The following is a 17,997-nucleotide window of genomic DNA, read 5'->3' as shown; positions in this document are numbered from 1 at the left end:
TCAGGTCACCGGCACCGGATGGGCCGATCTGCGCGACGATGGCTGGCTCGAAGGCGAAATCGCCTACGATAATGGCGACGACACAACCTTCATCGCCAAACCGTGGCCTTTTTCAGCAGCCTGTTAGTGCAGTTGATTGTGGAGCATCGAGATCGAGGAGGACGCGGATTTCATCGGACGAGATGGACTCGACAGTGCCGATGACCAACTCTGACAACCGCTCGATAGGAGAGCTCATGCGGCACTGCCCGGTTCAGCCGGCGCATCCGCAGCCGGCGCCGCGACGACAGCAGGGACTTCGGCGAAGGCCCGGTTCTTCAGGAGCTCCGACATCCGTCCGGTGATATAGTCGAGGGCGGGCTTTGGCAGATAGTCGTCAACCAGACGCTGAAGGCTCCCAAAATGACAGCCAGCAAGGAGGCTGACCTGGGCTGGCCGGGTTTGCGCCAGGAACCCCTTGATGCGATCATCGAGATCGAACGCGATGATAACGAGATGCGCAGATGGCACCGACAGCATGTCGAGGAGGACTCGGTTGATGTGATCATCACCAAAGCCATAGCCGTAGGTGACGACGACGGAATTTGGCTTGCATGTCGCAGAAGCGAAATCTCGAAACAGCTCTGCATAGGGATATTGGGTCGTCTCTACGTCTTTCGCCGGATTTGGATAGATCATGACGGTATCGACGGGAGAATCCGGAAGGCTTGGATGATCCTCCGCCGCACCAAAGGGGGTCTCGGCACGATAGATGCGCCGCGTAGACTCGTCGAAGCGCCAATCGAGACTGCCGTGCAACTTCGTCAGGCGAACGACGCCTTCCATGAAGCGCGGTTCCCCCCGGATTCCTGGCGGATTATAGTGATAGTCCAGCTCGATGCGTGTGTTGCGAAACAAGGGGCGCAAAGTGCCTACGAACCGATCGATGATGCGCAGGCCGGCGTCGTCGCACCCGCGTTCGATCAGTCGGTCGTAGTTGGTCGTGAACACGTGCAGGCGCTCGCGTGACGCCGCACGGCTGGCAAAACTCAGAAGAAAGGACTGGAGCATAGCGGAGGCCGGCGCGCTATCGGCGTCGGCGATACCCCGTTCGGTCGCAAGCAGTGAATAGAGAAATGTCTCAATTGCAGCGTTAATGTCGGCACGGACGGATTCCGCCGCATCCTTATCAATGATGTCGAGCCCGTCGAGCACAGCGATGGCGCTGCGTAGCTGATCCTCGATATTGGCTTTGCCGCGCCCCATCTTCTTGGCGCTGGCGGCAGCATGATCCATGATGGCCTTGGCATGGGCCGAAGTGCCAGCGGCCACATCCATTCCCGTTGCGGCTACCCCCGCGGCGAACGCGACAGATGTCGTAAATCCGCTGCCGAGCAGCAGGTTGAGATGTTCTGCCTGAAATACCGCAGATAGCCAGGGCTCGATCCGGCGACGGTGCAGCGCCACGAACTGATCGAGCTCATCAGCGTCCGTCGGGATGTCGTCGAAGGTCTCATTTGAAGATCCCACCCGGTAGCCGTGCGCCTTCCACTCCATACTTTTCCCCGACTTGCATTTATGAAGCTGTGCCATAATTGACCCGGTCGACCGAGAAAAAATTGCTCTGAAATTTGAGCACGTCCATCCGACCAATCCAAGTGCCGCTGGATGGTCGGGATGCCCGATGATAGCACGATTAGCCAATCAGAAGGGCTGATCCTCGTCGAGGTCATCGTCTTCCTCCTCATCATTGTCGTCGTCATATTGGCTTGAGCGTTCTTCGATGGCGAACGCGACTGAGCCGAAGTCGTTCTCGTCGAGATCCTGGAAGACGATCGGAAGTCTATTGGGTGCGAACAGCGTGATACCTTGCTGAGCGAGATCCTCGATGAGTTCGTTTCCGAGCGTTAGATTTGCGCTACCTGCCCATCGTCGCGACCGCCATTCCAGAAGCAATGGCCAATAGGGTCCAGACGCAGTTTCGTTCGTGACGATCTCAGCGGCAGCCTCAAATACGGCGGGTGCGACCAGCGTCTGCTCGACGCAGGAGAGCAGCGCCATCACGGTGAGCGGACCGCAGTTCTGAACTATCAGGTTGGCCGTTCTGATGGGGATCTCAATGCCGAGCCGGATCGCGGCATAAAGTGCCCACGACACCTCACCATCGTTTCCCAGGCGCCCGTGCCGATCCAGTATCGCCACCAGGATCGGCGACCAGTCGGCAATTACGAGGTCGCGGAACGCCAAGTGGCGCCAGACTATCATTCGGGCGACGTAGTCGATGGAATGACCGAAATGCACCGCAGCACGCTTGAGGAAGGGTTCCACGACAGGCCACTGGGTAGCGGCGAGGTTCGACCGATCCAAGTAGCGAAGGGTGTACTTAAGAACCCCGTCGTCGTTGTTTTTCGAGGTGAGCGAGAAAGCGTATTCCAGCGCTGCACGAAGTCGCTCCGGAATGCGTCGATCAAGCGAATTGCTCGCGAACTCGAACTTGGCGGCGATGTCAGTTGGCCATGTGTCGGAAAAAGAAAAATTATCGGAGTAAATCGCCGTCTTCGACTCGTTGATGTCCAACTCAAAAAACCGAATGGCTTCCCTGTAACGCCACAGTGCCTCCTCGGCTGCGGCGTGGGTGTCGGCACCGATCCAAACGTCGTCGACGTGCCGTATCAGGTCGCAGTTCTGGTGCCCGCCGCGGCGGACAAATTCTTGGTCGATCGCGGTGCCGATCACCTCCGCCACGTATCTCGACGCATCAGGTCCGACTGGAACGCCAACCGTCTGGCCGTCTTGTCCTGCCCGGATGATGAGGTCGAGACGGTTGGCGTAACAGCTCGCTGAGGCGGGACTGCGGTCCGCCTTTGCGGCGGCCCGCCCGTGTACAGCCCAAGGAATCGAGTGGGTGTAGATTGTGTGGTAGAACCGTGAGATGTCAGTCCGCGCGACGAAGCGATACCGAGCAAGGCGCGATAGCCGAGCGCTTTCCAGCTCGGAATGCGATGCGATCGTCACTGCCCTGTCCATATCGGGGTTGTGGACGGGTTTGGACAGGCTGAAATCCGACAGCGCGAAATGCCGTGTTAGCTCCGCCTCGCGGTGGGCGACAAAGCGCGCGAGATCGTGGGCTGTAGACGGATGGACGAATGAAAACTCGCGACGCGTCATCCCTCGTTTGGACGCGTTGAACGGAGATGATCTAACCGGATGCTTCCCGTCGGTGAGCCATTCGTTGCGAGCCGCAAGGTTGGCGCCGATAGCAGCCGTCACGAAAGTCGGCGGTAGGTTCTCGGGTAGATACCCTTTCTCGAGAAGATCGTCCTTCAGTGCCATCGCACTATGATGACACCACGATTTGATATGGCCAACGGAAGTCTGCTTTTGGCATGCCCCGACGTCGAAATGTCTACCGGGAATAACTGACTATCGTCGGTCATTGCCATTCCGGTGAACGGGCTGGTAGCTCGGTAGACGTGCTTAACAGCGAGCACTAACGTGGGCCGCGATGTTCCACCTCCATTGCACCAAGAAGCTGCTTGATCGGATCAAACCGGACATCGTTACCCTTGGGCGTAGCGACACCGCGCTGGGCAGCTGGTATGCCACCGTCCTGTTCTGGAAGCCGCAAGTCGCTTTGCTGGTTTCTGAGCGCACGCTGCTTCCCGTGCTTATGCCGCTGGCCCCAGTGGCTACACTTGCTCGAAGATTCCCGGCACAATTGGCGCTGATTCTGAAGGAGCACGGAGTCCCTAGCGAATTCATTGCCCAGGAAGTCTGGCGGATGGACCAGGTCCGGTACGCAAAGACTGCGAACCGGCGTGTCTTAGGCATCCTCAATGAGTTCGTTAAGCAGGCCAAATTCTGGCTGGCCGCCTATGCCTATGAAAGGGGCGATAATGACGACCTCCTGGCGATTTCCGCCAAGCTAGCGGAGACACCGTGTAGCCCGCTGCACAAGGGCCCGGTTTCGCCGGACAAAGCCCTTCATGAACTCGTGAAGTCTGGTGCGCAGACTTGATTCTGCTGGCCGACCCCTGTGCTCGGAGATCCTACAGCACTCGGCCGGAAGCCCAACTCATGCGGTCAGACAGGATCGATCGGCAAATCGACGATGCGGAAAACAGCCCCAGATCCGGCATCACGGACAAGGTCAACGCGCTGGCCATCCCAGTGATAATCGAGGTGCCGTCCCTGCAAGGGGTTTGACGCGCAGTCCGGGTAGAAGAGTGCGACGCACTCCCCACCAGGATGCCGCATGCTCGGGTAGACAATGCCGTCGGATTCCGCGCCCCTGAGAATCGCAGCTAGAGCTTGGGATGCTGCGTAACTTTCAGGATCCAGCGCCGGCGCGGGTTCTACATCTCTGAGATCATGGAGGTCTGCATCGACCGCCATGACAATCTCCCGGAATTGCGAGGTCCAGCCAGGCGCTTCCTTTGTCCGTGCCATAAAGCGGGCATGGTGGTGGATCGTCTCGAACAGCGCGGTCTCGAACCGGTCGCCCACGTAGAGCACGCCGTAGCTGCCATCGGTAAAGCGACTTGGCCGGTCAGTGCTGACGTGGGTGAATGGCGCCATGAGGTAAGAGGCCCCGTTGCCGCCGACGCGGCGGTCAACCGGAACGAGGTCAAGATTGCCAATAGTCGCCATGATGCGAGGATTGGTCTTTTGCTCTGCCGAGATTAGCAGCGGCCAGTCGGCTGGATCAGCGATGTCTTCGAAAAGGTCGATCGGTGGAAAGGCACTGCGGATGATCCTGACAGCGCCCTTCCACTCAACTCGAGAAACGGGGACATCCGCGGTTTTGCTCACCAGCCACCACGCTCGGCGTCGAGGTAGCGACGCACCCGCATGATGTCGGTGAGTTCGCCTCCGAGCATCACATCGAGAGCACTGGCTCCACCGAACGCGTCATTGGCTGCCCTGAGCCAGGCATAGCCCCGCGTCGCCTCCGAGAAGATGATACGGAGCGCCTTGTGGATGCCCATGAGGTTGGAGAGACGCGCACGCCCATCACGCGAAACGCGCCCGGCACCTTCAGCCTTCCAGCGGCGATAGGAGCGCACTGGCATGTCGAGCAGCGTTGCCGCCTGCTCGTCAGTCAGCTCCCATTTGCCGAACAGATTGAGGACTGCCCGAAACATGGCAGCTGCCTCGTCCTGGGTAATCGGATCGGGACGGAAAGCGGCAACGGCAGTATCAACGGGTTGCAGAGCCAGCATGGCAAATCTCCATATGGCATCATATACGCCACTCAATGCCATTTGGCAATGGTCTATGTGGATGATGCCAATCTGGCAACCACGCTCGCCGCGCCCTCGATCGGCACGAACAGCCGCGTCTGGTAACGGATGATTTCCGTGAAGCAGCCTTGGGCCTTGTACCAGTCAAGGCGTGCTACGCTCCATCCGGTCAATTCAATTCGCTGTGAGCCATTGACCAAGCTGCGCTTGACCAAGAGCCGCTCACGACCCGGGAATTCCATGGCACGGCCAGACGCCAGAACGGTCTGGACGACGTCATCGGCGGAAAGCGCTTGCTCGCGTTCCAGACCCAGCGCCCGGCACAGTTCCGGAACACAATGGAGGGGAACCTCCCGGCCAAGCAGCGACCGGCCATCCGCCGCCGAGATGCGGCTCACCCTCACGAAATCCGACGGGAGCTTGTCCCAGACCGGCAGCAGGAGGCCCGTCGCGAGATAGAGGCGCTCGCGCTTGTGGCTGGTCCGCGCTTCCTCAACCTCAGCAGCCCAAGCTTCGCGGAAAACCTCGACGGAGATCCCCTCCCAGCTGCTCTCAGCCAGCTGATCCTCGGTGATGTGGCTACGCTTGAGCGGGCGCAGCAGCTCGAAGCGGGACACGCGGGTGCCGTCATCAGCAAGAATGCTGCGTGCAGGCACAAGCAAGGAAACCCGGCCTGAGCGAGCATTTCGGACAGGCCGCTGCCGCTGCCCAGCCAGGCCATGAAGCTCCTCGAGCCGCTTCAGCGTGAGCGGCTTCAAGGCTCGGGCGATTTCCAGTTCCAGCAAATGGGTGGTAGCACCCGAGGCCGGATCAGTGCGCAGCAGCGTGTCCGATAGGATCGTGAAGTCATCGACCGCGATGGTCTCGAGGCCGAGATCGAGCGTGCCGGCCTGACGGGCGGCATCGATCCTCGCCTCGACCAGCCCCAGGAACTCATCGAAGATCGCGTTCTGCAGGGCGATGGGAAGTGCGAGGATGCGGTTGAGCCAGCGCTGGATCGACGGCAGGTCATCGACCATCGACCCGTCAGGGGCTTCGATCCTGAGACCTGTCAGCTCCTGAAAGCGTCCCAAGCTGACCGCTTCGAGCTTGCCGGTGAACAAGAGGCCGAACCAGCGGTGGAGCGCCTCCTTGGCGTAGATGCTTTCGAGATTGTCAGCCGGATCGAACAGGTTTTGCCCGCCGGTCTGGCGCTGCCCGCGCGTCAAGGCACCGAGGCTGTCGAGTCGCCGCGCGATCGTAGAAATGAACCGGCGCTCGCCGCGCACGTCGGTCGTCACAGGCCTGAACAGCGGAGCAGATGCCTGATTAGTGCGATTGGTCCGCCCCAACCCCTGGATCGCCGCGTCAGCCCGCCAGCCCGGCTCGAGCAGGAAGTGAACGCGGCGAGCCTGGTTCTTGGCCGCGAGATCGGCATGGTAGCTGCGTCCGGTTCCTCCAGCGTCGGAAAAGACGAGGATGCGTTTGTTGCCGTCCATGAAGGCCTGGGTTTCAGCCACATTAGCGCGCGGTGACCGGGATTGGAGTTTCTGACAACCATCGCGGCCGACGATGAGCCGGCGTGTCCGGCCGGTCACTTCCGCCACCTGATCAACGCCGAAGCGTTCGATGATGGCATCCAGCGCGGTCGCAATCGGCGGCAAGGCGCAGAGTTGCTCGATCATCCGGTCGCGCGCGGCGAGTGCCGATCGGCAAAGTACCGGCGCGCCTTGTTCGTCGCTCATCGGCTCTGAGCGAGGATTGCCGTTTTCATCGGTGAAGACCGCCATCAGCCGGACAGGAAAGCTCTTGGCGAGGTAATCGATCACATATTCTTTGCAGTCCGCCATTATCTCGAGCGGAGCGGCAGGAGGCTCGGATTTGCGTTGTTTTGTCATGATTTCACTCCAGATAATTATCGTTCCTTTGACCTCAACAAGTCGAAGGAACCACGATGCCAAGAAGATCATTTTGTTCGTTTCGGCCTGCGCCGAGCAGGGTCGAAGATCCGCCCAGTCCCGACACACTATTCACCGCATTCCTCTCCTCTCTGTCCGTGGACGAAGGAGCGGCCAGTGCGGTCCTGTACGGTGCAGCGGTTCGTCATTTCCTGCACTGGCTGGAGCTGAGGGGGATTATAGTCGGGGAGATCGACGACGGTGTTGCGCGCCGGTTTGAGAAGCATCGATGCCGATGTGCAGGCTACTGCGCGCAAGAACCTGACTACAAAGCCGATCTTGCAGCTCGCGTCAGGCGGTTCATTCGGTATCTTGAAGATCAGGGTTACATCATTGTCGCTGACGGGATCGACGAACTGGGGCGCCATTTCGCCGACTATTCGGATAACATCGACGATCTCCAACTCGCTCCGGGAGTGTCGCAAAGTTACCGGTCGGAAGCCGAGCACTTTGCCGCGTGGCTCCGCATATCCAGGCGGCGCTGGGATAATGTCGATGACAAGATTATCGGCCAGTACGCGGTGCATGATTGTCGCTGTCCGGTCTGGCGCAAGCGAGGCAAGCTAGTCCCATCGGGGGCGAAGCGGCGGCGGCGATGTGCTCGGCATTTCGTCGAGTTTCTGCGCCACAAGGGTGCCATCCCTTCGATTCAGCCAGTGACCGATGCTGACCCGCATATGTCGGCATACCTCGCCTGGCTTCTACAGCACCGCGGTGCCAGCGAAGAGACGATCCGCCGCTACAAGGCCGAGATCGCTCGGCTCATGCCCATATTGGGCGAGCCGGCACAATGGGATGCGGCCGCTCTCAGGCGCGCGTTCGAACGACGAAGCAAGGAGACGCCCGGTTCTGCGTCACTTCTCGTCACCATCATAAGGAGCTTCATTCGATTCCTGATCGTGCAAGGCGACTGTCAGCCTGCGCTGTTGCACGCGATCCCCTCGGTCCAGCGATACCGTCTTTCAGCGCTGCCCCGCCACGTCGACCCGGCAACGATCGAGAAGATCATTGCGGCTTGTCCTACAGGTCATCCGGTAGAAGTCCGCGACAAGGCCATCATTCTCCTGCTCGCCAGGCTTGGCCTGCGTGCCAGTGATATCCGGGATTTGCGCCTCGACGACATCGACTGGCGCTCCGGTCATCTGACGGTGAAGGGCAAGACGCGGCGGCCAGACCGGCTGCCTTTGCCCCAAGACGTTGGCGACGCGATCCTGGATTACATTGTCGCGGCCCGCCCCAAGTCCGTCGATCAGCACGTGTTCTTGCGATCGCAAGCCCCGTTCCGTTCGTTCCGCTCGCCCGCCGAGATTGCTGGGATCGTCGCACGCACACGGGAGCGCGGCGGGATCGATGGAGTGCCAACCGGGTCGCACATATTCCGGCATTCGCTTGCCACCAACTTGCTGCGCGCGGGCGCAGGCCTGGAGTCCGTCGGGACCATCCTGCGCCACAGCACGCCCGAGACCACTGCCATCTACGCCAAGGTCGATCTGCCGATGCTCATGAAGATCGCGCAGCCCTGGCCGGGAGACTTGCCATGCTGAGCATTCACATTTCCAGATACGTAGCCCTTCACCGGAGCCTGGGGCGGAAGTTTGCCGAACAGGAGCGATTGCTGCGCCTCTACGCGGCTTTCGCCGAAGTGGTCGGTGACCGATATACCAAGGTCGAGCGGATCTACGACTGGTGTCACACATCGACATCGCAGTATGTGGCCCAGACCCGGTTCAATACCGTTCGCAACTTCAGCCTGTTCGCTCAGGCCGAGGATTTGCAACACGAAGTTCCGCCTGCTGGCGTTTTCGGTCGGGGCAAGAGACCACGGCCAACGCCGACGATAATTGAAGCCCATCAGGTCCAAGCGATCTTGACGGCAGCATTGAACCTGCCGCCCCGGGGCACGATCAGCCCTTTCACGTACCATTACCTCTTTGGGTTGCTGGCTGCGACAGGGCTCCGGATATCCGAAGCGCTGGCTCTGCAGTGCACTGATCTGGTCGAGGATGGCCTGATCATCCGCAATGGCAAGTTTGGCAAGCAGCGGCTCATTGCCGTGCAGCCGTCGACCCGGCAGGCGCTCGAAGCCTATCTTGCCACCCGGGCAAGGCTCGGTGCCACCGGCAACGACCTCTTCGTGACGATCCGGGGACGAGCACCCCACAAGGTACGCGCCCATGTCGTGTTCGTGAGGTTGGCCCGGCAGCTCGGATATCGTGGACCAACCGGAACAGCCGGCATGCGGCTCCACGATTTGCGGCATACTTTCGCCGTGCGCTCACTGGAGTCGTGTTCGCCGGATAGAGAAGCCGTGGCGCATCACATGGCAGGGCTTAGCGTTTATCTGGGGCACGCCTCGGTCGCCAACACCTATTGGTATCTCGAAGCCACTCCGGTGCTGCTGCGCGACATTGCGGTCTCGAGCGAACATCTATTCCTGGGAGAGGCGGCATGACGGCCCTTGCTCCCCATCTCTCGGCATATCTGCGCGAACATCTTCCGCGAGAACGGGCCGTCAGCCCGCACACGGTGAAGACCTATGCCAACTGCTTTGTCCTCCTGGTCAAGTTCGCCGCCGATCGATTGAAGCGTCGCCCGACGGATCTCGAGATCGAAGATTTCGGCACAGACATGATCATGGCCTTCCTGGACCATGTCGAGAACGGACGTGGCAGTTGCGTGCGCACGCGCAATGGCAGACTCGCCGCGATCCGATCCTTCTTCCGGTACATCGAGTATCGGCTTCCAGCCTGTCTGGACCAGGCCCTTCGCGTTCGAGCTATTCCGACAAAGAAGACCGACAAGGTGCTGATCGACTACCTCGATCGAGCCGAGATCAAGGCATTGCTCAATGCTCCTGATCCCCGGACACGCCTCGGCACCCGTGACCGCGCAATGCTGCATCTGACCTATGCCGGCGGGCTCAGGGTGTCGGAACTGGTGTCGCTGCAGTTGCGCGATTTCCCGGACCGCTCGCTGTCCACCGTGCACATCATGGGCAAGGGCCGCCGGGAACGGGTCTTGCCCCTATGGAAAGAGACTCAGTTTGCATTGCGCGCCTGGCTGGCGATCCGCCCGCAAGTGCAGGCAACCGAGATATTCCTTAATGCGAACGGGCAGCCTTTAACTCGCGATGGCTTCGCGTTCCGCTTGGCCGAACACGTCAAGACTGCCGCGGCAAAGCAGCCGTCGATTCATCGCAAACGGGTCACGCCCCACGTGCTGCGTCATTCCTGCGCAATGCACACACTCGCGGCGACCGGGGACATCCGCAAGGTCGCGCTGTGGCTTGGCCATGCCAGCATCCAAAGCACCGAGACCTATCTGCGGGCCGATCCCGAGGAAAAGCTGCAGATCCTCGAGGCCCACGGCGCCCCTGGCATCAAACCCGGGCGCTTCAAGGCGCCAAGCGATGCCCTTATGTTGGTGCTGAATGAGGCACGTAACGGCTGTTCCCCTAAATCTTGAGACATGTTCTCATTCCTGACCGGAGTGCCGCCGGTGCTCCGGTCAAAAGGGCCTCACCTTCTAACCGACCGTTGATGCGCAGCATCACTGATCCGGTCTGTCGCAGCAACATCGGAATGAGTTGGGAGCCCGTCAGGCTGGCCTGCCAAAATGTGCTTTGTGCATTGGCACGTGCAACTGGCACGTCGACCAAGCGGCCGGCAAAGTTCCAGGTAACGGTCACACGAGGTGCCGTTGCAGGCTTGTTCAGAAGTACCGCCATCATCGGTCTGTTGCCCTCGCAGAACAGGCTGAACGATTTGATGTTCGGTGAGGCAGCAACATCGACATATGCCATAGGAGGGCGACCCTGGACCGGCACAACTTCCCAAGGTGTTCCAGGCAGAGGAACCGCGTCCTCCGGGGGGCTATCCGCAAGAAGGCGGGCAATTTCCGCCGGCACGGGTATACGACCGCCCAAGGGCGGATAAGTCGTCAGTTTTCCTCGCTCCCAGAGGCCGACTTGAATGACGCGACGCGATGAATCTATCAACACATAAGCCTGCTCCACTCCACCTTGGTGTGGGGCATTTCCGGTCACCCAGTACAGATTACCCTGCCGCTGGAGTGGAGTCATAGTCGACAGGTTGACACCCAGTGCCTGCATTCTCGCGCCAAGGCGGTTCCGCAATGCATCAGCAATCGGACCGGAAGTCAGCAGGTCGATCCCGTTACCATCAGAGTCGCTTTGATATTTTCCAACCGAAGCCGGGAGGTTTGTCCAACCGAGCGGCGTCGGCTTGCTCGATACCGGCTTGGCTGCCGGCTGTGCCTTCGTCGGCGCAGGCGCGGCCGCAGAGCCTCCGCAAAGACGCAGCGGTGAGGCCGATACCAGCGCAGCCTTAAATGGATCGAGGCGCTGTCCGGGAGCAAGATCGGCTTCAAGGCGGACAACCCCGCGCTTCTCGTCATCATTGACGGTCATGACCACCCGGCCGAAGTCGTAATCGCTGACCGGGAACGGGAAGAATACCGCGCTAATGCCCTCATATGTCGGGCCGAGGTAAGAGGCGGCATATTCAAAGCGGTTACTTCTAACGGACTGGCCCAAGGCGGAGAAGGTAAACCCGCTTTCGCTGATTGTGAGGCGCACGCCCTGAGAGCAATCGCCACGAGGCGCATAGCTGCCATAGCCTCCTTCAAGGCCCATGCCCTTCAAAGTCGTCAACGTAACGGCCCCTGCAGATCCAGGCAGAACAAATATAATTGCAGACAGCATGGGAAAGAATGGGCGCTTAATGGAAAGGATCGGCATAGCCTGAAACTCCTTTGCGGACAGTCTCACATCGCAAGCGTCAGCCTCGGCGACGCAGACCGTCTCCTAGAATTCACTTAACCTGCACGAACCACAGTTCAACGACAAGCGCAGCCCGGTCAAATGTGATCTTCTACTTGGATTATCTGGAGTGAAATCATGACAAAACAACGCAAATCCGAGCCTCCTGCCGCTCCGCTCGAGATAATGGCGGACTGCAAGAAATACGTGTAATGTTGAGCTCCACATTAAATCGCTTCCCGCGGGGACAGATCGATCTCCAGCGCTTCGCGTTCTTCGTCCGAGAGGTCGGCTAGCCGACGATTAAGCATGGCTTCTGCGGTCGAGACGAGCTGGACGACAACAGCGTTCCCATCCGCAATTGCACCATCGATGGCTGGTAACAGGCTCGGCAACTTCATTGAGAGAAGCAGCTGCGCGAAGAAGCGCTGCTTGGTTCCCTCGAAGATCGACAGCGCTGCAGACTTGGCACCGGAGTTGAGCGTCCCTCCGCTGTATGCGTCGACTATACGGGTGGCTTCAAGGGCTTCACGCAGGTTGGCATGGATGATCGCCCAGGCTTCAGCGTAGGCATCATAGACCGCGATCTGATCCTCGGTCAGGCAATGTTCCAGGATCTCGTACTCAACACCCGCGAAGGAGAGCGCGCGAGCGGTGTATAGGCCGACCGACTTGAGATCGCGCGCGACCAGTTCCATCGCTGCGATCCCACCATCAAGAATGTCGGCCACGAAGGCCTCACGATTGGCGAATGCGGTCTCCGGCCCCCAGAGGCCGAGGCGCGTCGCATAGGCCAGGTTGTTGACGTCCGACGCGCCCGTTGCCGAGGCATAAAGCACCCGCGCGCGGGGCATGAGGTTTTGCAGGCGCACGCCAGCGATACCCTGCTCCGATCCCTTGACCTTGCCGCGCGATCCTTCCCCGCCAGCGGCATTGGCCATGGCGTGCGCCTCGTCAAACACGATAACACCGTCGAAGTCATCACCCGCCCATGCCAGGATCTGATCGAGGCGGGTTGCATCGCTTCGGCCCGAACGCAGGGTCGGGTAGGTCACGAAGAGAATGCCCTCGTGCATAGCGATGGAGGTGCCGAGCTTCCAGGAAGCCAGAGGCTGGATGTCGATCGGCAGACCACCAAGCGCAGCCCAGTCGCGCCGGGCATCTTCTAGCAGCGCCTCATTCTTCGAAATCCAGATATGGCGGCGTTCGCCGCGTACCCAGCGATCGAGAATGACGCTCGCAACCTGACGCCCCTTCCCGGCGCCTGTCCCGTCCCCGAGGAAATAGCCCTGCCGGTAGGTATGACCTTCCGCGGATGCCTTGAGCGAACAGCCCTTGTCCTCTGGCTCGAACCGGCCGGGCAGATCGCGCGCATGGGCGCTTGCAGCGTAGATCAGAGTCTCTGCTTGAGCAGCAGACAGCAGACCCTTGGCAACCAGCCCGTCGGGCAGCTGCGGCACAGCTTCGGGCATCGGTGCGGCGATCGACCCCATAGCGACGGACTCAACGAGCGGCGTTGGATGCTCGGCCGCGCCATCGATCACGATCCTGCTCGGGCGATAGGGCAGATAGTGGCCGACCTGAGGGGCAAGCGGCGCAGGGGCTTCGAGCGACTGATAGGTGAGCGACCCGATAGCGGTGGCTGCAGGAGTGATCCTTGCTGGTGTCGGCAATGGCCTGCGCGGCGCGGCCACCAGGCGAAACGGCGAACGAACTGGAAGGCTCGATTGCTCGGGAACAGCCTCCAAGCTGGCGCGAGCCGGCAAAGCATCGACAAGATCGACTAGCCGGCCGATCCCGTTGGTACGAATAGTGACCGCCTCCGTGGAGCCTTCCACCTTGTCGATGACCAGCAGCCGCGTGGTGATCCCGGTGCCATGCTTGACGAACGCCCGCTCGACGGAGGCATCGAGACGCAGCGAGATCGGCCCCTTCAGACCCGTGAGAAATCTCGCGAAATCGAACCATTCGGGCATGATTGCGACCAGCCGGCCTCCCCGCGCCAGACGGTTCCAGGCCGACCGCAAGTGGCGCGAGCCGGTGCGACTATCGTGCCCTCGCTCGATGCCGTGCGAATAGGGAGGGTTCATCAACACGACGCTTGGGATGATGGCGGGATCAAGCAGTTCGTCGATCAGCTCAGCGTCATGACCGGCCACTCGGGCAGCCGGGAACAGGGCATTCAGGCAGTCGCGGCGGAGCGGCGAGATTTCGTTCAGGGCAAGGCGCGAGCCGGCCTTGGCGGCCCAGACCGCGAGCATCCCTGTTCCGGCCGAGGGTTCCAGTACAAGCTCGTCAGTTGCCAGCGCGCAGGCCCGAGCAGCAAGCCAGGCAAGGCGCGGCGGCGTCGCAAACTGCTGCCATTCGATCTGCTCGTCGCTGCGATTGGTCTGGGTCGGCAGTCGGGCATCGAGGGAGCAGAAGAACTGTTCCGCCTCGTCGATCGACGCCGAGAGCAGGATCTGATCCGCTGCTCGCAGGTAATGAACCTGTGCCAGCTCGGTAGCTGCATGGGCGTCACGAACTGACCAACGCCCGAGAGCATCGCTCCCCCCGAAGTGCTCTGTCATGATGCGCGTGACGTCGCTGCGTGAAAGCGCGCAGCCTGCCGCGAGCTCAGAAGCCATGGTCTGGGCCGCCATCACGACGACGGGCGGTGATGGGTCATCGAATGCAAAGGCGATGGAAGAGTTGGGCATGGGAACCTCCTGACGAGGTCCTGCGGCGGGCAGGCCTCAATCAGCCAAAGGCTCCCTCCCCTCTTCCCGATGGTTCAGGTTTTCGGGCAAGCCGCGACTGCAGCTCATCGTTCCAGTCAAAACCAGGCGAGGCCGGTGCTCGCGAGTGGATGACACGATTAGGCGCAACATAGGCCTTCAGCGCTCGCTCCTCGGCGAGAGCGCCTCCGGCATCATTGTCGATGAACAGGTAGAGCTCGCGCACGCTCTCCGGGATCGAAACCAGACCGAACCGCTCGTTTCCAAGTGTCGCCCAGCACGGGATCCCGAAGAGCTGCATGGCTGCGAGGGCGCTCTCGATACCTTCGGCAAGACCCAGACGCCCCTGAAGTGCAGGGGCAATCCTGACAGCACCATAGCCAAGGCTGCCGAGCGCACGCTTGGGCCGCTCGAAACTGGCCAGCTTGCCGCTCGCCACATCAAGAAATGTCCTGTGTACTGCGATAATGCCAATGTCAGTCGTGACTGCCGCCAACATCGCAGGGAGAAATTGAACTGCCCCGCGTGGTCCGAGCGGCGTACGTTCCAGGTATCGGAACTGGTCAGATGAGCGCTGGAGACCGCGCTGTGAGAGATATCGTTCGACGGGGCTGTCGGAGATCGCCGAAGCTGATTGCCACAAGCGTCGCGCATTGGGACTGAAGTCACCCCGATTTTGCCGTTCGGCGGTCCCAGCGCCAGAACCATCAAAGAGCTCTCGGCTCCGAACGCCCTGGCGATCCAATGCTGCAATGACGTCCTCATTCGAACATCCGGCGAAGCAATGGAACAGGATGGCCTTTCGCCCCAACGTCACGCTCAGCGACGGTGTGCGATCGTCGTGAGCAGGACAGCAGCACATGCCCCTGCTCTGGCGCCATGTTCCCTTGAGACTTTCGACGATCGTGCGGGCGCGGCGTTCGAGTTGATGAGTGTTCTTTAGCAGGGGCATCGACCTACTCCGGTTGAGGTGCCCTCCCCGTGCAGCCTCCGCTCTGCACCAGCGCCAAAGCATTTTCCTACATCATTTGTTCTTTATATGTTCTCTCTCGATTCGGCTATAGAAGGATTGAGAAATGACAATGAAAGTCCTCTTGATCGGTGGCATTGCCATCGCATCAGCCATTCCTGCCAATGCCCAGGATCTGCCAAGGCCAGAAGTCCCCGAGCAACATGCCGGTCCATCCGGCGGCATTAGGATTGCAGAAGCATCGAACGGGTTTCAGCTGGTCGAGCATGGCTTCTGGCAATCCGCGCAGGCCGCCGCAGCACAAAGTTCGAGCGCTGCGGAAAATAAACGGGTGAACCTGCCGTACAGGTACGAGCCCACGGCCAAAACTGGCCCATCCGGGTTTCGGCGGGCGAGCTACCTGCACCACGTCTATGCGGCGGAAGCGAAGTATTCATTGCCCACCGGCCTGCTCGACGCGCTCGTCTGGACAGAATCCCGCTATAACCCCCTTGCTGTCAGCCCGGCAGGCGCTGCGGGCCTTGGCCAGCTGATGCCAGCAACGGCAAAGGAACTCGGCGTTTTCAATCGCTTTGACCCCATGGCCAATATCTTTGGCGCGGCGCGGTATCTAAGGCAGATGCTCGACAGGTTCGGCGTGGTTCACCTCGCCGTGGCGGCCTACAATGCCGGTCCAGGCGCAGTCGAACGCGCAGGCGGTATCCCGCGGAATGGCGAGACCCCCGGATATGTCCGCGACGTCCTTCGACACTGGCAGTTTTGATACGAACTGAATCGAGTGAGATTAGATTGGACTGAACGCATAAAATGATCGGCGTCACGCGGCACGCTTCCGCCCCTTCCTGATGTCGACCACCTTGCGCCCATCGAGAAAATCAGCCCAATCCTGCATCATTCGCCGGCGGGGGGCGAGATACTCCGCAGCGTTGTAGGCACCCCGGACATCGTTCTTCTCTGAATGGGCAAGTTGCATCTCGACCCAATCCTCATGGTATTTCCGGATCCACATCGCTGGCTTGCCAAACTCCACCAGCTGCTCGTTCGCCCATGTGCTGGCAAGCCCTCGAAATCCGTGGACGGTCTGCCGACTATGATACCCAAGGCGGTACAGCGCATAGATCATGGTGTTTTCAGACAGCGGCTTGTCTGGGTGGGTCCCAGGAAACAGGTAATCGCCGGCCGCCGATGATACCATTTTTCTAGCAATGAGTGCGGCCTGAGCGGAAAGCGGAACAAGGTGTTCACGCCCCATCTTCATGCGAGCAGCCGGAATCCGCCAAACGGGTTCCGTACCATCGAGATTTTCGAATTCAGATTTGACTGCTAGCCGAAGCTCTTTTGTCCTGACCCAGGTCAGCAAGGCGAATAGTACCGCATCGCGGGTGATAGCCGAGCGCCGGTCACCCTCCTCTTGATAGGCTCGCAGCTTTTCGAGGAACGCAGGTATTTCGACCAGAGGAAGGCGGCTCATGTGCTGCACCCTGGGCCTGGGCTTGAGCGCTCCGCGAAGATGAGCAGTGGGATCGCTGGATGCCAGCCCACAAGCAATCGCGAACTGAAAGACCTGCCCTACCCCTTGCTTGGCTCGCCGACTGATATCGAGCGCACCTCGTGTCTCAATTCTGCGGATCATCTGCAAGACATCTGGGGCAGTGATCTCGTGGATCAGCCTTTGTCCCAGAGCGGGGAACACGTCCCGCTCCATTCGTGACCAGACACGTTCGGCATGTGCCGGATTCAACGCCGACTGGCGGTTCTCGTGCCAGCGTTTCGCCACCATGTAGAAGGTGTCACCGTTCTCCGATGTCACCTCGCCCTTGGCCTTCATCGGATCCTTGCCCTCGGCAAGCAGCGCCTTAGCGGCTTTGCGCTTATCCCGGGCAGCTGCGATCCCCAGCGCCGGATAAGCCCCGAACGACAGCAGCTTTTCCTTTCCTGCAAAGCGGTACTTCATCCGCCAAAGCCTCGTGCCATTTGGCTGGACGAGCAGGAACAAGCCCTCGCTATCGGCAAGCTTATAAGCTCGCTCGCGGGGCTTGGCATTTTTGGCTTGAGTCTCCGTCAGAGGCATGGGGGTATCGCTCCTTTCCGATACTCCGCAAAACTACCCCCAAAATACCCCCACACCAAATCTGGCTGCATGTGGAAGGGCACGGGCGCATGCGGACGCGAATCACCCGCAACCCTCTGCTTTTTCTTCGATTTTTGGAAAAATGCGGAAGCTGATGGAAGCTTCCGGATAGGGTGATGGTAGCGGAGGAGGGACTCGAACCCCCGACACGCGGATTATGATTCCGCTGCTCTAACCGACTGAGCTACTCCGCCCCGAAGTGCGCGTGTCACGGTGGATCTTGCGCGGGGTAGGCGGCGC

General features: G+C 60.3%; 14 protein-coding genes and 1 tRNA gene. 5 read left to right on the top strand and 10 right to left on the bottom strand.

All coding sequences use genetic code 11. The features are described 5' to 3' along the window. Positions 1-234: 234 nt before the first annotated feature. Together HHL27_RS21785 and HHL27_RS21780 are read right to left on the bottom strand one after the other, a co-directional pair. Positions 235-1,536 carry an SIR2 family protein gene (locus HHL27_RS21785; RefSeq protein ID WP_169495467.1) on the bottom strand — a complete coding sequence of 434 codons (1,302 nt, stop codon included), beginning with the start codon at positions 1,534-1,536 and terminating at the stop codon, positions 235-237. Positions 1,537-1,683: 147 nt separating this feature from the next. After that, the gene (locus tag HHL27_RS21780) at positions 1,684-3,312 is read right to left on the bottom strand and encodes an RNA-directed DNA polymerase (RefSeq protein ID WP_169495466.1); all 1,629 of its coding nucleotides are present in this window, start codon (positions 3,310-3,312) and stop codon (positions 1,684-1,686) included. 172 nt (positions 3,313-3,484) lie between these two features. Between HHL27_RS21780 and HHL27_RS21775 the strand changes: the two genes are divergently transcribed. Then, on the top strand, positions 3,485-3,997 hold the full coding sequence (locus HHL27_RS21775; RefSeq protein WP_169495465.1) for a DUF6933 domain-containing protein: 513 nt from the start codon (positions 3,485-3,487) through the stop codon (positions 3,995-3,997). Positions 3,998-4,062: 65 nt separating this feature from the next. Here the strand turns inward: HHL27_RS21775 and HHL27_RS21770 are convergent, their stop codons facing one another. Genes HHL27_RS21770 through HHL27_RS21760 form a run of 3 tightly spaced genes read right to left on the bottom strand, consistent with a single transcriptional unit; the run spans position 4,063 to position 7,171 of the window. Beyond that, the gene (locus tag HHL27_RS21770) at positions 4,063-4,791 is read right to left on the bottom strand and encodes an RES domain-containing protein (RefSeq protein ID WP_169495464.1); all 729 of its coding nucleotides are present in this window, start codon (positions 4,789-4,791) and stop codon (positions 4,063-4,065) included. Beyond that, positions 4,788-5,201 carry an MbcA/ParS/Xre antitoxin family protein gene (locus HHL27_RS21765; protein WP_140041469.1) on the bottom strand — a complete coding sequence of 138 codons (414 nt, stop codon included), beginning with the start codon at positions 5,199-5,201 and terminating at the stop codon, positions 4,788-4,790. Before HHL27_RS21765 ends, HHL27_RS21770 begins: the two co-directional genes overlap by 4 nt. Before the next feature lie 53 nt (positions 5,202-5,254). Continuing rightward, complete coding sequence (locus tag HHL27_RS21760; protein WP_240960244.1) at positions 5,255-7,171, bottom strand: strawberry notch C-terminal domain-containing protein; 1,917 nt, start codon at positions 7,169-7,171, stop codon at positions 5,255-5,257. Here HHL27_RS21760 and HHL27_RS21755 point away from each other — a divergent pair. From HHL27_RS21755 to HHL27_RS21745, 3 genes are read left to right on the top strand one after another with little or no spacing between them, the layout of a single operon-like run. Continuing rightward, positions 7,156-8,703, top strand: a complete 1,548-nt coding sequence (locus tag HHL27_RS21755; protein WP_169495463.1) for a tyrosine-type recombinase/integrase — start codon at positions 7,156-7,158, stop codon at positions 8,701-8,703. The two genes, HHL27_RS21760 and HHL27_RS21755, sit on opposite strands and share 16 nt — an antisense overlap. After that, positions 8,697-9,611 (top strand): tyrosine-type recombinase/integrase, encoded by a 915-nt coding sequence (locus HHL27_RS21750; protein WP_169495462.1) that lies wholly within the window; start codon positions 8,697-8,699, stop codon positions 9,609-9,611. Before HHL27_RS21755 ends, HHL27_RS21750 begins: the two co-directional genes overlap by 7 nt. Beyond that, positions 9,608-10,624 (top strand): tyrosine-type recombinase/integrase, encoded by a 1,017-nt coding sequence (locus HHL27_RS21745; protein WP_169495461.1) that lies wholly within the window; start codon positions 9,608-9,610, stop codon positions 10,622-10,624. The genes HHL27_RS21750 and HHL27_RS21745 overlap by 4 nt, the downstream gene beginning before the upstream one ends. Here HHL27_RS21745 and HHL27_RS21740 read toward each other — a convergent pair. The 3 genes from HHL27_RS21740 to HHL27_RS21730 form a co-directional block, all read right to left on the bottom strand. Beyond that, the gene (locus HHL27_RS21740) at positions 10,614-11,918 is read right to left on the bottom strand and encodes a hypothetical protein (protein ID WP_240960243.1); all 1,305 of its coding nucleotides are present in this window, start codon (positions 11,916-11,918) and stop codon (positions 10,614-10,616) included. The two genes, HHL27_RS21745 and HHL27_RS21740, sit on opposite strands and share 11 nt — an antisense overlap. A gap of 248 nt (positions 11,919-12,166) precedes the next feature. Next, positions 12,167-14,638, bottom strand: a complete 2,472-nt coding sequence (locus tag HHL27_RS21735) for a strawberry notch-like NTP hydrolase domain-containing protein (protein WP_169495460.1) — start codon at positions 14,636-14,638, stop codon at positions 12,167-12,169. 40 nt (positions 14,639-14,678) lie between these two features. After that, the gene (locus HHL27_RS21730; protein WP_169495459.1) at positions 14,679-15,608 is read right to left on the bottom strand and encodes a DUF7146 domain-containing protein; all 930 of its coding nucleotides are present in this window, start codon (positions 15,606-15,608) and stop codon (positions 14,679-14,681) included. Between the two features lie 124 nt (positions 15,609-15,732). Here HHL27_RS21730 and HHL27_RS21725 point away from each other — a divergent pair, with 124 nt between their 5' ends. Further along, positions 15,733-16,389: a lytic transglycosylase domain-containing protein gene (locus tag HHL27_RS21725; protein ID WP_169495458.1), complete on the top strand. Its 657-nt coding sequence runs from the start codon at positions 15,733-15,735 to the stop codon at positions 16,387-16,389. Positions 16,390-16,443: 54 nt separating this feature from the next. On the opposite strand, the gene HHL27_RS21720 is transcribed toward HHL27_RS21725, so the two are convergent. Next, entirely contained in the window at positions 16,444-17,697 is a 1,254-nt protein-coding gene (locus HHL27_RS21720) for a tyrosine-type recombinase/integrase (RefSeq protein WP_169495457.1), read from the bottom strand. 177 nt (positions 17,698-17,874) lie between these two features. Beyond that, positions 17,875-17,951, bottom strand: a tRNA-Met gene (locus HHL27_RS21715). Positions 17,952-17,997 lie beyond the last annotated feature (46 nt).

This window comes from Novosphingobium olei (assembly GCF_012927405.1).
In the GTDB taxonomy this organism is placed as follows: domain Bacteria; phylum Pseudomonadota; class Alphaproteobacteria; order Sphingomonadales; family Sphingomonadaceae; genus Novosphingobium; species Novosphingobium olei.
Note: the sequence above shows the minus strand (reverse complement) of the source record. Positions and strands in the feature narration are given on the sequence as shown.

Coding starts and splice junctions, on each gene's coding strand:
- HHL27_RS21760 (WP_240960244.1), bottom strand. CDS start 7,171: ATGATCTTCTTGGCATCGTGGTTCCTTCGACTTGTTGAGGTCAAAGGA.
- HHL27_RS21755 (WP_169495463.1), top strand. CDS start 7,156: ATGCCAAGAAGATCATTTTGTTCGTTTCGGCCTGCGCCGAGCAGGGTC.
- HHL27_RS21780 (WP_169495466.1), bottom strand. CDS start 3,312: ATGGCACTGAAGGACGATCTTCTCGAGAAAGGGTATCTACCCGAGAAC.
- HHL27_RS21730 (WP_169495459.1), bottom strand. CDS start 15,608: ATGCCCCTGCTAAAGAACACTCATCAACTCGAACGCCGCGCCCGCACG.
- HHL27_RS21765 (WP_140041469.1), bottom strand. CDS start 5,201: ATGCTGGCTCTGCAACCCGTTGATACTGCCGTTGCCGCTTTCCGTCCC.
- HHL27_RS21735 (WP_169495460.1), bottom strand. CDS start 14,638: ATGCCCAACTCTTCCATCGCCTTTGCATTCGATGACCCATCACCGCCC.
- HHL27_RS21725 (WP_169495458.1), top strand. CDS start 15,733: ATGACAATGAAAGTCCTCTTGATCGGTGGCATTGCCATCGCATCAGCC.
- HHL27_RS21785 (WP_169495467.1), bottom strand. CDS start 1,536: ATGGAGTGGAAGGCGCACGGCTACCGGGTGGGATCTTCAAATGAGACC.
- HHL27_RS21775 (WP_169495465.1), top strand. CDS start 3,485: ATGTTCCACCTCCATTGCACCAAGAAGCTGCTTGATCGGATCAAACCG.
- HHL27_RS21750 (WP_169495462.1), top strand. CDS start 8,697: ATGCTGAGCATTCACATTTCCAGATACGTAGCCCTTCACCGGAGCCTG.
- HHL27_RS21720 (WP_169495457.1), bottom strand. CDS start 17,697: ATGCCTCTGACGGAGACTCAAGCCAAAAATGCCAAGCCCCGCGAGCGA.
- HHL27_RS21745 (WP_169495461.1), top strand. CDS start 9,608: ATGACGGCCCTTGCTCCCCATCTCTCGGCATATCTGCGCGAACATCTT.
- HHL27_RS21740 (WP_240960243.1), bottom strand. CDS start 11,918: ATGCCGATCCTTTCCATTAAGCGCCCATTCTTTCCCATGCTGTCTGCA.